Annotated in this window: 19 protein-coding genes; 9 read left to right on the plus strand and 10 right to left on the minus strand. The window is 51.2% G+C overall.

All coding sequences use genetic code 11. From position 1 onward, the window contains the following. Positions 1–337 precede the first annotated feature (337 nt). Entirely contained in the window at positions 338–943 is a 606-nt protein-coding gene (locus tag COW20_18010; protein ID PIW46137.1) for a hypothetical protein, read from the plus strand. After that, on the plus strand, positions 940–1,299 hold the full coding sequence (locus COW20_18015; protein PIW46138.1) for a hypothetical protein: 360 nt from the start codon (positions 940–942) through the stop codon (positions 1,297–1,299). Before COW20_18010 ends, COW20_18015 begins: the two co-directional genes overlap by 4 nt. On the opposite strand, the gene COW20_18020 is transcribed toward COW20_18015, so the two are convergent. Beyond that, a complete protein-coding gene (locus COW20_18020; GenBank protein ID PIW46139.1) occupies positions 1,296–1,925 on the minus strand; it encodes a hypothetical protein in 630 nt (209 codons plus the stop codon). The genes COW20_18015 and COW20_18020 overlap by 4 nt on opposite strands. 77 nt (positions 1,926–2,002) lie before the next feature. On the opposite strand from COW20_18020, the gene COW20_18025 reads away from it, so the two are divergent. Continuing rightward, positions 2,003–3,355: a hypothetical protein gene (locus COW20_18025; protein PIW46140.1), complete on the plus strand. Its 1,353-nt coding sequence runs from the start codon at positions 2,003–2,005 to the stop codon at positions 3,353–3,355. Positions 3,356–3,729: 374 nt separating this feature from the next. Here the strand turns inward: COW20_18025 and COW20_18030 are convergent, their stop codons facing one another. Then, positions 3,730–3,960 (minus strand): hypothetical protein, encoded by a 231-nt coding sequence (locus COW20_18030; protein PIW46141.1) that lies wholly within the window; start codon positions 3,958–3,960, stop codon positions 3,730–3,732. A gap of 361 nt (positions 3,961–4,321) precedes the next feature. Here COW20_18030 and COW20_18035 point away from each other — a divergent pair, with 361 nt between their 5' ends. After that, positions 4,322–4,696, plus strand: coding sequence for a hypothetical protein (locus tag COW20_18035; protein ID PIW46142.1), 375 nt, complete (start codon positions 4,322–4,324; stop codon positions 4,694–4,696). 106 nt (positions 4,697–4,802) lie between these two features. Here the strand turns inward: COW20_18035 and COW20_18040 are convergent, their stop codons facing one another. Then, positions 4,803–5,450, minus strand: a complete 648-nt coding sequence (locus COW20_18040) for a hypothetical protein (GenBank protein ID PIW46143.1) — start codon at positions 5,448–5,450, stop codon at positions 4,803–4,805. Positions 5,451–5,738: 288 nt separating this feature from the next. On the opposite strand from COW20_18040, the gene COW20_18045 reads away from it, so the two are divergent. The 3 genes from COW20_18045 (at position 5,739) to COW20_18055 (ending at position 7,858) form a co-directional block, all read left to right on the plus strand. Further along, entirely contained in the window at positions 5,739–6,242 is a 504-nt protein-coding gene (locus COW20_18045) for a hypothetical protein (protein ID PIW46144.1), read from the plus strand. A 186-nt stretch (positions 6,243–6,428) separates the two neighbouring features. Further along, positions 6,429–6,731, plus strand: coding sequence for a hypothetical protein (locus tag COW20_18050; GenBank protein ID PIW46145.1), 303 nt, complete (start codon positions 6,429–6,431; stop codon positions 6,729–6,731). Continuing rightward, entirely contained in the window at positions 6,731–7,858 is a 1,128-nt protein-coding gene (locus COW20_18055; GenBank protein ID PIW46146.1) for a hypothetical protein, read from the plus strand. The genes COW20_18050 and COW20_18055 overlap by 1 nt, the downstream gene beginning before the upstream one ends. 156 nt (positions 7,859–8,014) lie before the next feature. Here COW20_18055 and COW20_18060 read toward each other — a convergent pair whose 3' ends face one another. Further along, positions 8,015–9,370, minus strand: a complete 1,356-nt coding sequence (locus COW20_18060; GenBank protein ID PIW46147.1) for an alpha-amylase — start codon at positions 9,368–9,370, stop codon at positions 8,015–8,017. A gap of 63 nt (positions 9,371–9,433) precedes the next feature. After that, positions 9,434–10,024: a TetR/AcrR family transcriptional regulator gene (locus COW20_18065; protein PIW46148.1), complete on the minus strand. Its 591-nt coding sequence runs from the start codon at positions 10,022–10,024 to the stop codon at positions 9,434–9,436. Positions 10,025–10,156: 132 nt separating this feature from the next. Between COW20_18065 and COW20_18070 the strand changes: the two genes are divergently transcribed. Continuing rightward, entirely contained in the window at positions 10,157–10,615 is a 459-nt protein-coding gene (locus COW20_18070) for a hypothetical protein (GenBank protein ID PIW46149.1), read from the plus strand. On the opposite strand, the gene COW20_18075 is transcribed toward COW20_18070, so the two are convergent. The 3 genes from COW20_18075 to COW20_18085 all read right to left on the minus strand — a co-directional run bounded on the left by COW20_18075 (position 10,612) and on the right by COW20_18085 (position 12,486). Further along, the gene (locus COW20_18075; protein ID PIW46150.1) at positions 10,612–11,127 is read right to left on the minus strand and encodes a hypothetical protein; all 516 of its coding nucleotides are present in this window, start codon (positions 11,125–11,127) and stop codon (positions 10,612–10,614) included. The two genes, COW20_18070 and COW20_18075, sit on opposite strands and share 4 nt — an antisense overlap. A 17-nt stretch (positions 11,128–11,144) precedes the next feature. Further along, complete coding sequence (locus COW20_18080; GenBank protein PIW46151.1) at positions 11,145–11,741, minus strand: bacteriocin-protection protein; 597 nt, start codon at positions 11,739–11,741, stop codon at positions 11,145–11,147. A 157-nt stretch (positions 11,742–11,898) separates the two neighbouring features. Next, a complete protein-coding gene (locus tag COW20_18085; protein PIW46233.1) occupies positions 11,899–12,486 on the minus strand; it encodes a uridine kinase in 588 nt (195 codons plus the stop codon). Between the two features lie 121 nt (positions 12,487–12,607). Here COW20_18085 and COW20_18090 point away from each other — a divergent pair, with 121 nt between their 5' ends. After that, positions 12,608–13,786 (plus strand): hypothetical protein, encoded by a 1,179-nt coding sequence (locus tag COW20_18090; protein ID PIW46152.1) that lies wholly within the window; start codon positions 12,608–12,610, stop codon positions 13,784–13,786. Positions 13,787–13,932: 146 nt separating this feature from the next. Here the strand turns inward: COW20_18090 and COW20_18095 are convergent, their stop codons facing one another. Both COW20_18095 and COW20_18100 read right to left on the minus strand, forming a co-directional pair. Beyond that, entirely contained in the window at positions 13,933–14,862 is a 930-nt protein-coding gene (locus tag COW20_18095; GenBank protein PIW46153.1) for a hypothetical protein, read from the minus strand. Continuing rightward, entirely contained in the window at positions 14,795–15,583 is a 789-nt protein-coding gene (locus tag COW20_18100; GenBank protein ID PIW46234.1) for a hydrolase TatD, read from the minus strand. Before COW20_18100 ends, COW20_18095 begins: the two co-directional genes overlap by 68 nt. Position 15,584: the final 1 nt, after the last annotated feature.

Here is a 15,584-nt window from a genome sequence, read left to right on the forward strand (position 1 = left end):
CAAGGCTTTGTTCAGATCCAGAGTTGGCATGGCTGGTCGTGTAAGTCACCTGGCTCGTCTCCTTGCCAGGAACAGGCACGCGCTGCCGCCCCTCTCAGGCTTTCCAGCTGATTTTCATCAGCTGTTCTGCGACGCTTCTTCATTTGTTTTCCGAAGCTCATGTAAATCATCTTACAGCTCCCGACTTTAAATGTCAAGATTTAACTAAATTTAATTTAAAATAAAATTAAGACAATCAGAAAAATTGAGGCCAAGAGCGGGTTTCAAAAATATTTTTTGCGAAAGCTAAAAAACATGAAATACTGAGCATAGTCCAAATTCAGACACAAGGAAGCCCATGACCGTGCAAATGCTTCACAACACAAGCCTGGAGCTTGATCATCACTATGATCAACTCGAAGCTGCGATTGCAGGTCTGGTCGCAAGCTACCAACAGGCCCCGACGATCAAGGCCTCTCTCGACCCAGCTGACTTGCTCAAACTGAGTAAAGATCAACAGTTTTTAAAAAAAAGCTGTGATAGTTTTCAAACCGCGCTCGATGCCCTGGATACAGACAAAACCCATGAAACAGCGCAACTGCATCTCAATCTGAAACCCCTGCAACTGCGGCTGGCTTTATTGGATGAAGCGCTGCGCGTTTCAGAAATTTTCAAATCCCTCGATACACGTATCAAAGCTGAAATCGCTGAAGTCAAAGAAGCAAGTATTGCCCTGAGCAAGCAAATTTTGCCCTATCATCTGCCCAAATTTGAAGCCGGGCTTGAAATGTTTATGGATCGCTGTGATCAGGTTGCCGATCTGCTCGATACCCTCGAACAACAGGGGCATGAAATCACGGTTTTCATGCCCGATTATGAAATGTGGCTGTTTCTGGTGGAACAATTTGGCGAAATTCTCGATGAACGCATAGAAATCCTGAAACCCCAGGCCCTCACCCCATGAAAGCCACCACTCTTTTTCTAGGCGGAATATTGGGCTTATTTTGCATCAGTACAAGCGCTTGTAGTCTGCAATGGAGCAATTTTCAAGGCATCAACCTGAGCAAGGGCAGTGCCAGCAGCCAAGTGGCCAATGGCACAATTAAAATCAGCTGGGAACGCAGCGCTGACAATATTCTGAAAATTACTGGCCAACTGAATTTCAAATTGGAAAAACTCTATCTGCAGCTGAAACGCAATCAAACCCTGCTTCATCAGGAAACTGTCACCCCTCAGGCAGACGGCAGTTTTAGCGCGCAAATAGCCGACCCCCAGTTTGCTCAAGAACTGTGTATTGAAACCGCCTGCTTCGCGCTTTAAAAGACCCCAAAAATACGCTGGCGGGCTTTGAACTTGAAGAGATAAATCCGGCGACGGCCCGGAGCAAGGTAATCGTTGCCTGAGGGATGGTGGTCGATCAACTCTTCATTTTTGGTCAGATTGCGCACCACCAGATTGCCACGCCAGGTTTGAGGATTGATCATGCCCTGACCAATACTGAAAAGCACCAAATTTTCACCTTCACGGCGTACTTTGACGACCTTGCGCCAGGGGGGCTGATTCATTTTCAAGGTTTGGGTAATGCCATCAAAGACAAGTGTGGCCTCATCATCAACCTGAGAAATGGTAAATTCAAGCTCATCCCCCACATGCACCTCATGGGGTAAATCCGCGGTATAGCTCGTCACCTTATCGGGGTCATGGCTCAATTCTTTGAGCACGCCATAGAGGGTTGAAAAAGTTTCCTGATAGGGATTCATCTTGCCCAATAAAGAGCCCAGATTGATTTCCACCACCGCTCCCGAAGCAGGAGAGGGAGAAGACTCAGCAGCTTCCACAGGCGAACTTGAGAGTCCGAGGATCAAAAGCGAGAAAAATAATTTTGCAATCACACACAGCTCCAGCCCAAAAATAGTCGATTGATTCTGAGCCGGATAATACTCCATTCAAGCTGAATCCAGCAAGAGGTTCGCTCTTGCCGCTTAAAATCCCTGCCACTAAAATAAAAAAGAGGAAAAAATCAATGCCAATGCCCCCCAATCTCTGCACCCGTTGTGGCAAACGTCTGGGCCCACAGGCCATTCGTGCCGCAGGCAAACAGTTTCACCCCCCATGTTATATCTGCGACAGCTGCAAAAAACCGCTTGAAAAAACCTTTGTGCCGCGTGGCGACAAACTTTACCATCCAGCTTGCCATGAAAAACTCTTTGTTCCCAAATGCACAGCCTGTGGTCAGGCCATTCAAGGGACCTATCACAAAGACGCGCAGGGCCGTTACCACCCAGAGTGCTATCAAAAACTTCACAATTTGGTCTGCAGCCTGTGTCAGCAAGCGATTGAAGGGCCCTATCTTCAGGACAGCTGGGGGCAGAAGGCGCACCCAGAGCACCCCGAAGGCCCCACAGGTCAATGCAATGTCTGTGCCCGCCTGATTTATGCCAGCGCCGCAGGGGGCACCCATATTTTAGGCGATGGCCGTTTACTATGTGCTGGCTGTCATGCTGAACAGGTTGAAGGGTTTGCTGCTACCCAAGCCGCAAAACTGGCTGTCATTGCCCAAATGCACGCGGTCGGTTTTGACTATATCCCAGACTATATCCAAGTCAAACGCTACGAAGACCAGCAGTTGATCAACCAGCGCATGCGCGCTTCGGCCACAGGCAATATTCATGGTTATACCCGCACAGCCCAACGCAATATTCCCGGTTATGGCCTGATTCTCGAACACAGCATTCATATTCTTGAAGGCTTGCCCAAAGTGGCCTTTATGGGGGTTCTGGCACATGAACTGCTGCATGTCTGGGTCAATGAACGCCCGCTGAGTCATCTCAGCCATGAAGAAGTTGAAGGTTTTTGTAATTTGGGTTCGGCCTTGATTTGCCAGAACGCACTTCAGCAGGAAGATTCAGCCCTGGCACGGGTCTTGCTGGAACGCATGCAAACCGATCCTGACCCGGCCTATGGCGAAGGCTACCGCGCCATGGCCTGGCGCTTAAATAAACTGGGCTGGCCTGCTTTATTGGCAGCGCTACAGAACCCAGAGCAGCGCTTAGAAGCACCGCCAGCAGAAGTCTTAAAGCCGCAAATAAAAGCAGCTCCCACACCCCCTGCTCCGCGCTCAGTTGAAGCAGAACGGAATGCGAAAACCGCTGAAAAGCTGGCAGAACTCAAAGCCCGTCTGGCCCAAACTCCGGCAAGCAGTCGCCCTGAAGCATCAGCGCAGACGCCACCCCCACCCCGTCCGGAAGTGGCTCCTGAAATCGCAGAAAAGATTCGTGAACGCTTTGCGCAAAGAAGGCCTGAGCCTCCCAAACCAGGGGGAAATAAACCGGGGGGAAGTAAATTGGGCAAAATGAAAAAACCCGGTAAGCGATAGGGGGGGGAGGTGCTTACCGGGTTTCATTTACAAGGCTGAGCCTGTAAAAGGCACAAGCCTCGAAGTCGATTCAAATTCTCGTATCGCTTTTCCTTCTTGAAGTCTTCGTCTTCCCCAGGCAACTTCCCATTTCAGGTGCCTCAACCACTTTCAGCGTTCAGCGCTCTTAGCGGCTTGTATCTGGTTCCAACTATCCCGCGCACGGGATCCTTCTACAAGGTTTATGCGCCACTACAGGGTATTCTCCCCTGTCGGCCTTATGCGGACAAACCTTGCGGCTTCTTCGCACCTGGGCACTCCTGGCTTTTTACAAACCTTCAGTGCTTTACACTCCGACAGAATCCTTTGCCTTGCGGCCAGTGACCCTCTTGTGGTTACGCCTTCAGGGTTTTACACTCCTGCGTATCGGCCACCGTCACCGGCACCTGCCACTCCTGTCCTTTCGCCATTGCTGGCCGGGACTTCAGCGGTTTATTCCACGCTTTTCGTGTGTTTGAGCTTGCGCCCAAACCTTGACCCTCTTGGGTGTTTTGCCTTTCAGGGATTTCCCCTCTGCACCAGCGCCCGCCTGCTTCCAGGGGACTGCCTTTCTGCTGTTTTGACAACTTTAAGGCTTTGTTCCGGTTCAGAGTTGGCTTGCTTAAAACACTTCAACCGTCTGAGACAACGCATGTCTTTCAACGCTTCAAGTGCGCCGCCGCCCCTCTGAGGCTTTTTGGCCCGGGCTTACACCGGGACCCTGCGCGACACTTCTTTGATTGCTCTTCGAAGCTCGTGATATTCATCATAGCCCCTGGCAAAGAAAATGTCAAGATAAGACTAAAAAAAAATTAAGAAAAGAATAAAATAAAAATTCACTTGCCCCGAAAAAAGCGCATGATACACTGTGTACAGCGATGATGGGCCGATTGAGTTTTTCTGCTGGCACTTTTTTCGCCCCAAACTATATTTCGAGGAGAATTTCCTATGCGTTTGATGATTCTTTTGAGCAGTGCCTTGCTCGCGCTTTCCCTGACAGCCTGTGGCCCCACCCCGGCTTCAAGCGGCACTCCCACAGGTTCGGGCAGTCAAACTGGAACCGGTACGGGATCTGGAACGGGTACAGGAACCGGCACAACAGGTTCAATTGCCCATATTATGGCCTCTAAACAGAACTATATCGCCTTTTTGAACTGCCTCAAGGGCAAACAAACCACTGAGGAAGGCAAAAAGAATATTGATCAACAGATTACAGCCATCAGCCAGGTACCCGATGCCAGCTGGGCGATCATTTCCAGCACCTATGCTTCCTTTGTAAGCAGCGACGTCTATAAAGAACTCGTTCCCGTCTGCGGCGTCTAAACAAGCGCTGACTTCAAAATAGCTTATCCGTTTTTGAAGCACCGATTCTTTATAGCCTCTTCTTATATAGCCTCCTTTTTTCAGCTAAGCGAAAAAAGGAGGCTTTTTATTTGCCCGGCTGTGCTTGCCAAATCTGAATCCTGGCTTGAATATCTTGAAGTTCTTCACGAATCGCTTGCCAATTTTGGGAGTGAAGGGCCTGGGCTGAAACCAAACGACTGCCCTGCCCAATGCCCAAAAGCGGCAAAGAAAGCCAACTGGGGATCTGCTCAAATTCAATCCCGCCGGTAGGCAGCCAGTGAATCTGGGGAAATGGTCCACTCAAATGCTTGAGATACTCCGGCCCCAAGGGTTGCGCCGGAAAAAACTTGAGTTGCGTCAGCCCCAATTGCAAGGCCTGCATGACCTCTCCTGCGGTATAGACCCCAGGTAAATAGGGAACCCCAGCTTCATGCGCCAATCCGGCCACCCGCGTACAGAGGCCAGGCGCAACCAGATAACGGGCACCTGCTGCCATTGCTTTTTCAGCTTCAGCCAAATTCAAGACGGTGCCTGCACCTATTTCAAATCCCTGCTGTGCCAACTCCTGAATCAAGGCCAGGGCATCGGGAGTGGTCAAGGTAATTTCAAGCAAGCCAAACCCTTCTTCTCTCAATACCTTGCAGAAATCAAGACAAAGGCTTGGGTCCTGCATGCGCAGGATCGGCAGAATCAATTGTGCTTTCAGCCGTTTATAAAATGGAGAAATAACCAATGCTCCCAAACCTCTCTCTCAATATAAATATCAGGGCTTATTCGCCTGTACTTTTTCAAAGACAAAGCTCCTATTTTTAGCATGCCATGCCCTCAAGACTCTCGGCAAGCAAACTTCGCGCCTGCGTTTTTCTTGATTGTCAGAAAAATAGCGCCCCCCACAAATCTGGACTTATCTATTACTTAACGCCAATTTATTCAAACGATTACTATTTTAACGTCAGATCCCCCGGCAAGCACCAGATAATCTAGCTATAAAGTAATCCAAAAACGTAGAGGTAATTTTAAAATGGGTCCTATTCAATCTGTTTCTCCTTCTATCCCCCAGAGCGCACCCGCAGCTCCCAAAGCACAGCAAGCAGCTGCCCCCGCAGAAAAGAAAACCCCTGAACTTGCAAAAGACAATTTAGAATTCAATGCCAAAAGTGTGGGCAAAGTAGCTGCCACTTCTGTTTTGGGCGGTGGTGCCCTGGTCGGAGCCGGTGCGCTGGTCTTAAACGCAGCCAAGGGCACGACAGGTTCTGGAGCATTGGCTTCTGGCTTTATTGGCGGTGGCTTGATTGTTATCGGTCTTGTGGCCGGCGTAGGCGGGGGGATTGGTGGCACCCTGGGTGCAGCCTTTGCCAACTCCAAAGGTTCAGGCGCAGCCATGGGTGCTGCAGCCAGTGGCGCCATTGCAGGCGGAATCGCCTTCGCAGTTACCAAAAGTGCATCCTTTGCTGCCATGGCCGCAGCACCCGCCGCATTGGTAGGCGCGGGTGGTGGCTATTGGGGCGCTCCTGAGAAAAAATAATCAGTTATAAAATTCAAAAAAGAGGGGCTGATGAAGCCCCTCTTTTCATTGGGCAAAAAGAAAAACGCCATTTCAACTGACAGAAACAAAGAACCCGCTGCGAATCCTGACGCAAAAAGAATTCTCTGCGCTACAATAGCAGCAGAAACGGCAAATTGACCGTGACCCCAGCAAAGGAATCGTGAAATGAATGCAATTCAAGCCCTGCGTCTGACGGGCATTTTGGAAGGTTTTTCCTATCTGTTTTTATTGGGTGTCGCCATGCCCCTCAAATACCTGGCTCATATGCCACTGGCCGTACAAATTACAGGCTCGGTGCACGGCCTTTTGTTTATTCTCTTCAGCATCAGCCTCTTTCAGGCCAAACTGCGGTATCAGTGGTCTTTAATGCAAACAGGGCTGGCTTTTTCAGCAGCCTTTATCCCCTTTGGTACCTTTGTGCTCGATCGCAAACTCAAACAGATTGAATTCCCCCTGGATGCCGTCTGATGGATCTCTTTGAACAGCTGCTCTATTCAGAGGCGGGTGAGGGCGATGTCTTTCACACTGATCCAGTTGAAATTCCAGGCTTAGAAGGTACTCGCCCCCTGACCCTTTATCTGCCCCCCGATTATCTGCTCGAACCCGATCAGCATTACCCTATTGCCTATTTCTTCGATGGTCAGAACCTCTACGAAGGCCAGGAAAGCGGGCCTCCCGGCTGGAATTTACACCAAATTCTGGATGCCCGCTACGCTGACGGACTGGAAGTGCCGATCGCTGTCGGCATCCACCATGGCCTGAACCGGGATGAAGAACTCTGTCCCTGGCCTGCTGAAAAAGGCCAAACCCCGCGCGGAGACGCTCTGCTCGATTGGATTATTCATGATTTACACCCCCAATTGGTTGAACAACTTAGAATTGAGGATACCCCTGAAAACAGGCTGATCGGGGGGGCTTCTTTGGGCGGTCTGCTGGCACTTTATGCGGGCTTCAGAAACAGTGATTTCTTTGGAAAAATCATGTCCATGTCGCCCTCGCTGTGGGTCGGCAATGGTGCCATTTATGACTATATCGCTGAAGCTGCATTTCTGTATAATCTCGATTTTATGCGCCTGTATATCGACTGTGGTGCCTTTGAAGATGACGATGATGATTCTGCCTGGAGTGAAAGTTTCTGGGAAGCGGATTCAGAGGATACGTTTGAGGAGTCCTTTGAAGACACGTCCGAAGATCTGCCCGATGATGATTTCGATGCTGCTTCTGATGAGGTGTCCGATCAAAGCCCTGAAGCGAGCGATACAGAAGCTCAAGAAGTCTCCAGCGAAGCAACAGAATCCCTTCTCTTAGATTCTCAAAATACCCAGGAAGATCCGCTGGCTGAGCTTGATCAAGCAGCAGCTGAATTGACACAGACTGAAACAGAGCCTGGCGAACAAGAGCCCGATGACGACGAAGAGGAATGGGATACCGACCCCCTCGAAGACGCCGAGTACCTGATCGAAATCCTCGAGGCCAAAGGCTTTGAGGAGGGGGCCCATTTTCTCTGGGTGCCCGATCCCGAAGGGGAACACAATGAGTGGCACTGGAGCAAGCGCCTGCCGCTGGCCTTGGCCTGGCTTTTTGAAGACCCTTGATTCAGCGTCTTTGTTTCAATCCGAGACTTTGTTAAACTAGGGGTATCTCGCAAGGAGGGGTGCAGATGGATACCTTTATGCCCCTGATCATCGTTCTCACTGCCGCCGCCCTGTTTCTCACGCTTTTTGGCCGCAGTGTCAGGAAATAACCCAAGCTCAGCGAATGCGTCTGAGAATTCTGCCCCAATGGGGATCCAACTCAAGGCTGGTCTGAGCGCTGTGCAATTCAAGACTGACACCAGGATTGAGCAAATCCTCATAAAGACCAGGCTCAAGACCTGTGACTGGAACCGAAGCTGACTGAGCTGACATATTCACAGCAAAGAGGCCGGTTTCGCCCCCCTGAAGCGAAAACACCAATTGTTCAGAACGCACGCAGAGCGGCTGATACACCCCCTGAAATAGCTGAGGAAAGTGACGACGCAAAGCAATCAGCCTTTGATAATGGCGCCAGAGCGGGGCAAGCCCCGCCTGTAGAAAAGCCTGCTCAGAAGCCAGAGCCGGGCGCAAGGGCCGATCATCGCCCTTCTGCTTGCGCCCCCCCAGCCCCCATTCGCTGCCTGCGTAAAGAGCGGGAATCCCCGGCATGCTCATCAGCAAAATCGCCAAAGGGTAAAGATGTGCCGGCTCTTTGAGTTGGCTGGCGACCCGATCCACATCGTGGTTGTCGGCAAAATTATACAGTGGTTTCTCTCGGCACAACCCTCCAGCTCCAAAAATCCGTTCCAGTGAATGGGACAATTCAAAATAATTGCGGTCATTGTGGCTTGAGAACAAGGCCTTATAGCCTTCATAATTGGTGACCGAATCAAGCAGATCATCGACTAAATAATCCTGATACCCGCCGTGAATCACTTCTCCCAAGAGCCAGAAACCAGGCTTGAGACTTTTCCCTTTTCGGGCCAGGGCCTTGAGGAAGTCCTTTTCCAGGGCATAGGCCACATCCAGACGCAGACCATCAATCTCAAACTCACGAATCCAGGTTTCGAGCGCCGTAAAAAAATAATCGCGAACCGGGGGATGATTCAAATTGAGTTTAACCAGCTCGGCATGCCCTTCCCAGCAGGCATAGTTAAAAGCATCTCCCAAAGGCGAGCGGCGGGAAAAATCCAAAAAGAACCAATCGCGATAGGGGGAATCAGCCCCCCTTTGCTGAATATCTGCAAAGGCAAAAAATTCGCGCCCCACATGATGAAAGACACCATCCAGTAAAACTTGGATGCCAGCTGCATGCAGCTGGTTTACCAGCGAACGCAGGTCACTGTTCTGGCCCAAACGGCGATCGAGCTGAAAATAATCCACCGTATCGTAGCCGTGGCTCTGTGATTCAAAGACAGGCCCCAGATACAGAGCCTCAATACCCAGTTCCTGCCAATAGGGAATCCAGGCTTCCAATTGCCGGATGCGGGGTTGCGCCTCTTCCCAGCGCTGATTGCGTTCAGGAGCCCCGCAAAGCCCCAAGGGATAGACATGGTAAAAACAAGCAGGTTGAAAACGGGTTTGGGTGAACATTTGAAATCTCCATTCAAAATTTATACTTACCGTTCGGTATAATCGGCATAAAAAACAAATCACTTACAGAACATAAATACCATACATATACTGTTTCACCACACGGTGCACCAGATCGGAGCGGTTTTCAAGCCCACCCTTCAGCAGGCCCAGGGCAGAATGATTGAGCAGCCCTGTCAGAGAGCTGGCCAGCAAAGCATGGTGGCCTTTCAAATTGCCATGCTGGGGCACGGCCTGAATAAAAAGTTGTTCCAGGAGTGCTTGAAGCGCTTGACGAAAAGGCTGAATCAAAGGTTCTGTTTCATGCTCAGCCGGCAAATAGCTCATGGAAAGTTGCAGATAAAAGAAATCGGGCTCGGCTTGTACCAAATCCAAATAGCCCTTCACCAGGCCTTCGAGGCAGAGAATCAAATCGCCCTGATAGTCTGCTGCCTTTTGTAGACAACTCAAAAAAGCAGGGGAATAGGCTGCTAAAATCGCTTCAAGCAGCCCCTGTTTATGACCAAAATAGTGGTAGAGCGTGGGTTTGGTCACCCCAGCCGCTTTGACAATCTCTTGCACCCCCACAGAGCTATAGCCCCGGCGGGCGAAAAGGGCAAGACCCACCTGGATCAATTTGAGACGGTTATCGAAAGGCATTTCTGTATTTGACATGCCCCTATACTATACCGAATGGTATAGCCTGTCAAGTTCATTCATTTTCCATTTCAAAAGTGATGGGTTCAATCCATGTTTTTCCTGATACAATATGAGTTATCAAGCTTCTCAGTAAAGAGAGACATCCAGATGAGTAATCTCAGTATTTCCCAACAGACAACCGTACAGCCCCTGCCTGTTCAAACAGCAGCCAAACCAGTTCCCCAGCCAGCCCCCCATGAAGCAGTAACGCAGAGCAACTTAGATGCACTGGATCTGCAAATGCAACACAAAAAGACCAAAGACTTACTGGTCGGATTGGGAACCATTGGAGGTCTCCTGGGGGGAGGCTATACAATGCTGGCCTCAAAATCTGTCACGGGTATGGCTGTTGGCATGGGAATTATGGGTTCAGGTTTAATGCTTTCGCGTATCGTCGATGGCAAAGACATTGGTTCTGGGGCTGTGGCCTTTGTAGGAGGGGGAGCATCGATAGGGGTAGGTTTGGCTGTCGGCGCAATCACAAAAAAACCCCTACTTGGAGCCTTGGCAACAGGTGCAGCCGTTGTCGGTGTACTGGCAATCAGCAAGGCCTTAAAAGAAAACTAACCCAGCAATTTAAAGATGCCCTTCAAAGCCGTGCGAATTTTGCGCTCCTGATCGGCAGGCAAGAGCCAGACTTTGTCTGAGCTGTCCCAGCGGGCTCCTTCAATTTTCTTGATCAAGCGAATGCTTTTGGGATCATAGGGAATACTCAAGGCCACGCAACCTTCCTGCTTCTCAAAGCTGACACGGGCATGCTCAAAATCTGAGCGCAAGCCTTCCACAACGGAGTCGGCAATCTCATGGCGCATTTCTTCACGCTGTTCTGCCAGAGCCACTTCTCGGCGAAAGAATTTGCGCAGGCTGACCACGGCATCTTGAACGGTATAGGTATTTTGGGGGGTAATCGGCAGACACCAGGATTTATCGGAAGGATTGTAAATCGCTCCCTCAATCGCCTTCACCGAGGCCACAGCTGACTTGTGGTAGGGAAAATGCAAACTCAGCTCCTCGTCAAAGAGTTGCACACGTACCTCATCAATTTCGCCTTCCAATTCGGCAAGGGGGTTTTCAAGCATGGGAATATCCTTTCACTCTAAGGGTAAATTTTTTCATGGCGGGCCAGCATGGCGACAAAGGTCTCTATCCGCTGGGCCCGTGTTTGGGGCTTTTTCGCATTGTGAATCCGAAACAAAATCGCGTATCGGTTCTGGCGATTGAGGCTTTCAAAAAAGGCAAGGGCCTCAGGCTGGGCCTGGAGGGCCCGGCTCAAATCTTCTGGCACCTCAGACTGAGCCGCAGAAGTATAAGCCGCCTGCCAACGCCCATTGGCCTGGGCCTTCTCAATTTCACGCAGGCCCGCAGGCTGCATCTTGCCAGCAGCCATCAAAGCCAGGGCTTTGTCTTTGTTGATTTGCGACCAGATACTTTTGGCTCTGCGGGGGGTAAATTTTTGCAGCCAGAAATCGCTATCACAGGCTTTTTTTTGACCATCAATCCAGCCCCAGCAAAGGGCTGCTTCCAGCGCCTCTTGATAACTCAGTGTGGTAAATTGGGAATTTTTTTTCGCAAGTTTCAGCCAAACGCCCGCTTCCCTCTGGTGTTCAAGCGCAAGCCAGGCCTGCCAATCCTGCTGGCTGGCAAAGCTCAGAATTTCAAGTTCCTGAGATCGGTTCTTCTGGGTTTGCGGCATGGGCTCTCTCCTGTTCAGCGCCGGGTTTCAATCAAGCAGTTTCTAAAGCAAAGACACTTCAATCAGTATACAATAAAATACATTTGTATTCAATCTTCTTTCAGGACTGCCGGTTTCAGCTCCAAGCAGCCCCCAAAATAGCAGCGATACCTTCGCGCTAAAACACCCAGCCTTGGGTATAATCCAAGACCAGGTGTGCATGTTCCTCAGGTTGGCACAGCTTGAGATAGCGTTTTTGGCCTTCCACATAGCGGCGATTGGAGAGAGCCTGCGGGTCGGGATCTGAGCCATCGCGCACAGCCATACGGGCCACAGAGACCTCAAAACTGAGGGCTAGAAAAACAGAATAATCCCAGTAATGCCGAAGTTCTGGACGGTGCAGAAAAATGCCATCCAGAATCAGAAGACTGCCCGGAACAGCCTGAAGTTCAGGCTGGTCAAGCGCCAGATCCTGACGGTGGTCAAAAATCGCAGTGCGATAGCGCAGATTGCCTCCCACTGAAAGCGGATCGAGCAAGACCGCACGCAGGCGCGCATAGTCATAGGAATCCTGATAAAACCCCTGGGGGGAATGCGGGCCCTGGCGGTAGCGGATGGCGCGGGGAAAATGAAAACCATCCACCGAGGCCCGAATCACCTGGGCCCCCGCTGCGCGCAAGCCCAAGGCCAGGGCATCTGCCAGGGTGGTTTTTCCTGCCCCATCTACCCCATCGATCGCAACCCGCAGGACCGGCTCTGCCGGCAAAGCCAGCAGGGTCTTCTGCAAATCAGCTAAATTCTTTATTTCTTCAGGTGGCATAGGCTCAGGATAGCCCCCTCAAACCTGAGCCGCAAGATCGGATTGTAGCTTGCCCCTGTGATTTGCTATGATCAGGCCACTACCCACCGGGAGAAAGACCATGCCCCCAGTCAAACGCTGCAACCGCTGTCTGGCCCCCCTCGGCAAACAATATATCCGGGCTGAAGACCTGCTGTTTCACGCCCATTGTTTTCGTTGCAGCGCCTGCGAACAACCGCTGGGCGAGGAATACCGCCAGAAAAACAATCGCCTCTACCATCCCCGCTGTGGACAGGAACGTTTTCAACAGATCTGCAGCCACTGCAAACAGGTGCTGGGGGATCAATGGCTGACTCTGGATGGAAAAAAACTTCACGAGGCCTGTTACCGTGCCCATTACCAGGAAAATTGTACGATCTGCGGAAGGGAACTGACAGGCACCTATACCCGTGATGAGGAGGGGGTCTACCACCCCGCCTGTTATGCCGAACACCGCGCTCCCCGCTGCGATGGCTGTGGCCAGGCCATGACAGGGCAATTTCTTCAGGATCTGTGGGGGCATCGCATGCATGCCCATCACGGAGGCTTGGCCACGCCCCAATGCCATGTCTGTGCCCGCCTGATTTCAGAAAAAACCTCCCAGGGAGGCGTTCAGTATGGCGATGGCCGTGTGGTCTGTGGCATTTGCCGCATTACCGAAATCACCACAGCCGAACAGATTGCCCATGCCCGGCAGATAATATTGCAAGCCCTTCAGGCCGTCGGCTTTGACTATATTCCCGACTATATCTCTGTCAATCTCGCCGACCAGCGCACGCTGCAAAAACGCCTGGGTGTTGGGCGCAATGCCAATAGCCACGGCTATACCAAAACCCTGATCAAAAACCTCAACCAAACCCGCGTCATGGAACACAGCATCTTTATTCTCTATGGCTTGCCCCGCCTGCTGTTTATGGGCGTGCTGGCCCACGAACTGCTGCATGTCTGGTTGAATGAGCGCGAACTCAATGCTGTCTGGGGTGAAAAAGAAATCGAAGGTTTTTGCAATTTGGGAACCGCCCTGATTTACCGGAATGAGGCCACCCCCCTGGCCCAGGTGCTTTTGGGGCGTCTCGAAAAAGACGGCGACCCTATCTATGGGGAGGGGTATCGCAAAATGGCTGCACGCTTAGAAAAACTGGGCTGGCCCGCCCTGATCGCAGAACTGCGCAATAAACCCCAAACAGCGCTGGGCAAACTGATCCGTCTGACCGACCGATTTATTTGAGAAAGGAAACCCGATGTCCAAAAACAAAGCTCAAAAAAAGCTGAACGGCTTTCAACTCTTTCTGATTTCGTTTTCACTCTCCCTCTTTTTTACTGCACTGACCGAGTTTTTAAAACGCCGCCAGCAAAACAAACCCCACTAAGGGCTTAGGGGCGTCGCACTTTTTGTCCCTGTTTTAAGATCTGGGGGCCAGAGGAGGTTTGAAACAGGGTTGAAAAAGAATGCAGTTTGAGATCCGGGCCTGTCTGAACCACTTCAAAATGCAAATGGGGCCGGGAGGCATAGCCTGTTTTGCCCACATACCCCACCAAATCTCCGGCTTTCAGTTTTTGCCCCTTGCGCACCGCCACTCCCTTGTGCATGAAATGGGCATAGAGCCCCAAACTGCCATCAGAATGCAGAATTAAAACCTGATTGGCATGATTTTTAAACCGCTCCTCATGGCCTCCCTGGCTGAAGAGATCCACCGTCCAGACCACGGTTCCGCCACGGGCCGCATAGACCGGTGTTCCCTGTGGGGCCATAAAATCAAGTGCGTAGGCATGGTTGCCATTATGAGAAAAACGGCCCTGGTAGCCCTGGGCGATCAAAACCTCAAAACCTGAGGCAAAGGGAATCTGGTAAAGGTGTTTTTTTGACTGGCGGCGATAATCGCCGATTCGGCTCTGATAATGGTAATTCCAATGCCAGGCCTGTTTTTTTGAAATTTGGGTATAGCGCAGCAGGCGAAGGCGTTGGCGGGGGGGCACCACAAAACGGCAGGGCACTTTACAATCGACAGAAACATTTTGTAAGAGGGGAAAGGTAAACTCAAGCGTGTAGGGGGCGTATTCTTTGTTTTCGACCCAGAGGGTCTGACGGTGACGATCCACCCCAACTTCCAGGCCTGGTTTGGGGGGATCTGGCAAGCTTTTGCCAAGGGGCACACGGGCCTGGGCCCAGCCACTGAAAAGTAAGACCGCAAGAAAAATTCGCAGACCAAATCGCATATTTGTATATCCTAAAAATTTATATCCTAAAAAATTGACGTGTGGTTTCGAAACTGGCGGCAGCCACGGTTTCTTCAGGCAAACCATAGCAACGGGCCACAGTGCTTAAAATATGGGGCAAGAACGCAGGTTCATTGCGCCCATTTTTCGGTTTGGGACGCAGATCACGGGGGGTCAAAAAAGGCGCATCAGTTTCCAGCATCAGGCGATTGAGCGGGATTTGGGAGACAATCTCCTGCAAATGCAGCCCCCGACGCTCATCGCAAATCCAACCCGTGATACCGATATAAAAATCCTGGGCCAAATACAGCGCCAGCTCCGAGGCGGAGCCTGTAAAGCAGTGCACCACACAGGCAGGCAAGGCTCCTTGAAAGCCCGCGAGAATTTCAAGCAAACGGGGTTGGGCCTCGCGTTCATGTAAAAACAGCGGTTTTTGCAGTTCAGAGGCCAAAGCGACCTGGGCTTCAAACCAGGCTTCCTGAACAGGTCGGGGTGAAAAATCGCGGTTAAAATCAAGCCCGCATTCCCCAATCGCCACCACCTGAGACTGGGCAGCCAAATGCCGCAAAGCCTGCAAATCGCTTTTTTGTGCCCGCTCGGTATCATGGGGGTGAATGCCTGCCGTACTGTAAAGCTGCCCAGGGTATTCAAGGGCATAGGCTGCTGTTGCTTGACTGCTGCTCAAACAGGTGCCCGTGAGCACCATTCGGGTCACCCCGGCTGCTTTGGCCCGTTCCAGCACGGCGCTTCGATCTGGATCAAATCGCCGGTGCATCAAATTGAGACCGATATCCGCCAATTCCACTATT

The organism is bacterium (Candidatus Blackallbacteria) CG13_big_fil_rev_8_21_14_2_50_49_14, assembly GCA_002783405.1.
Classification (GTDB): domain Bacteria; phylum Cyanobacteriota; class Sericytochromatia; order UBA7694; family UBA7694.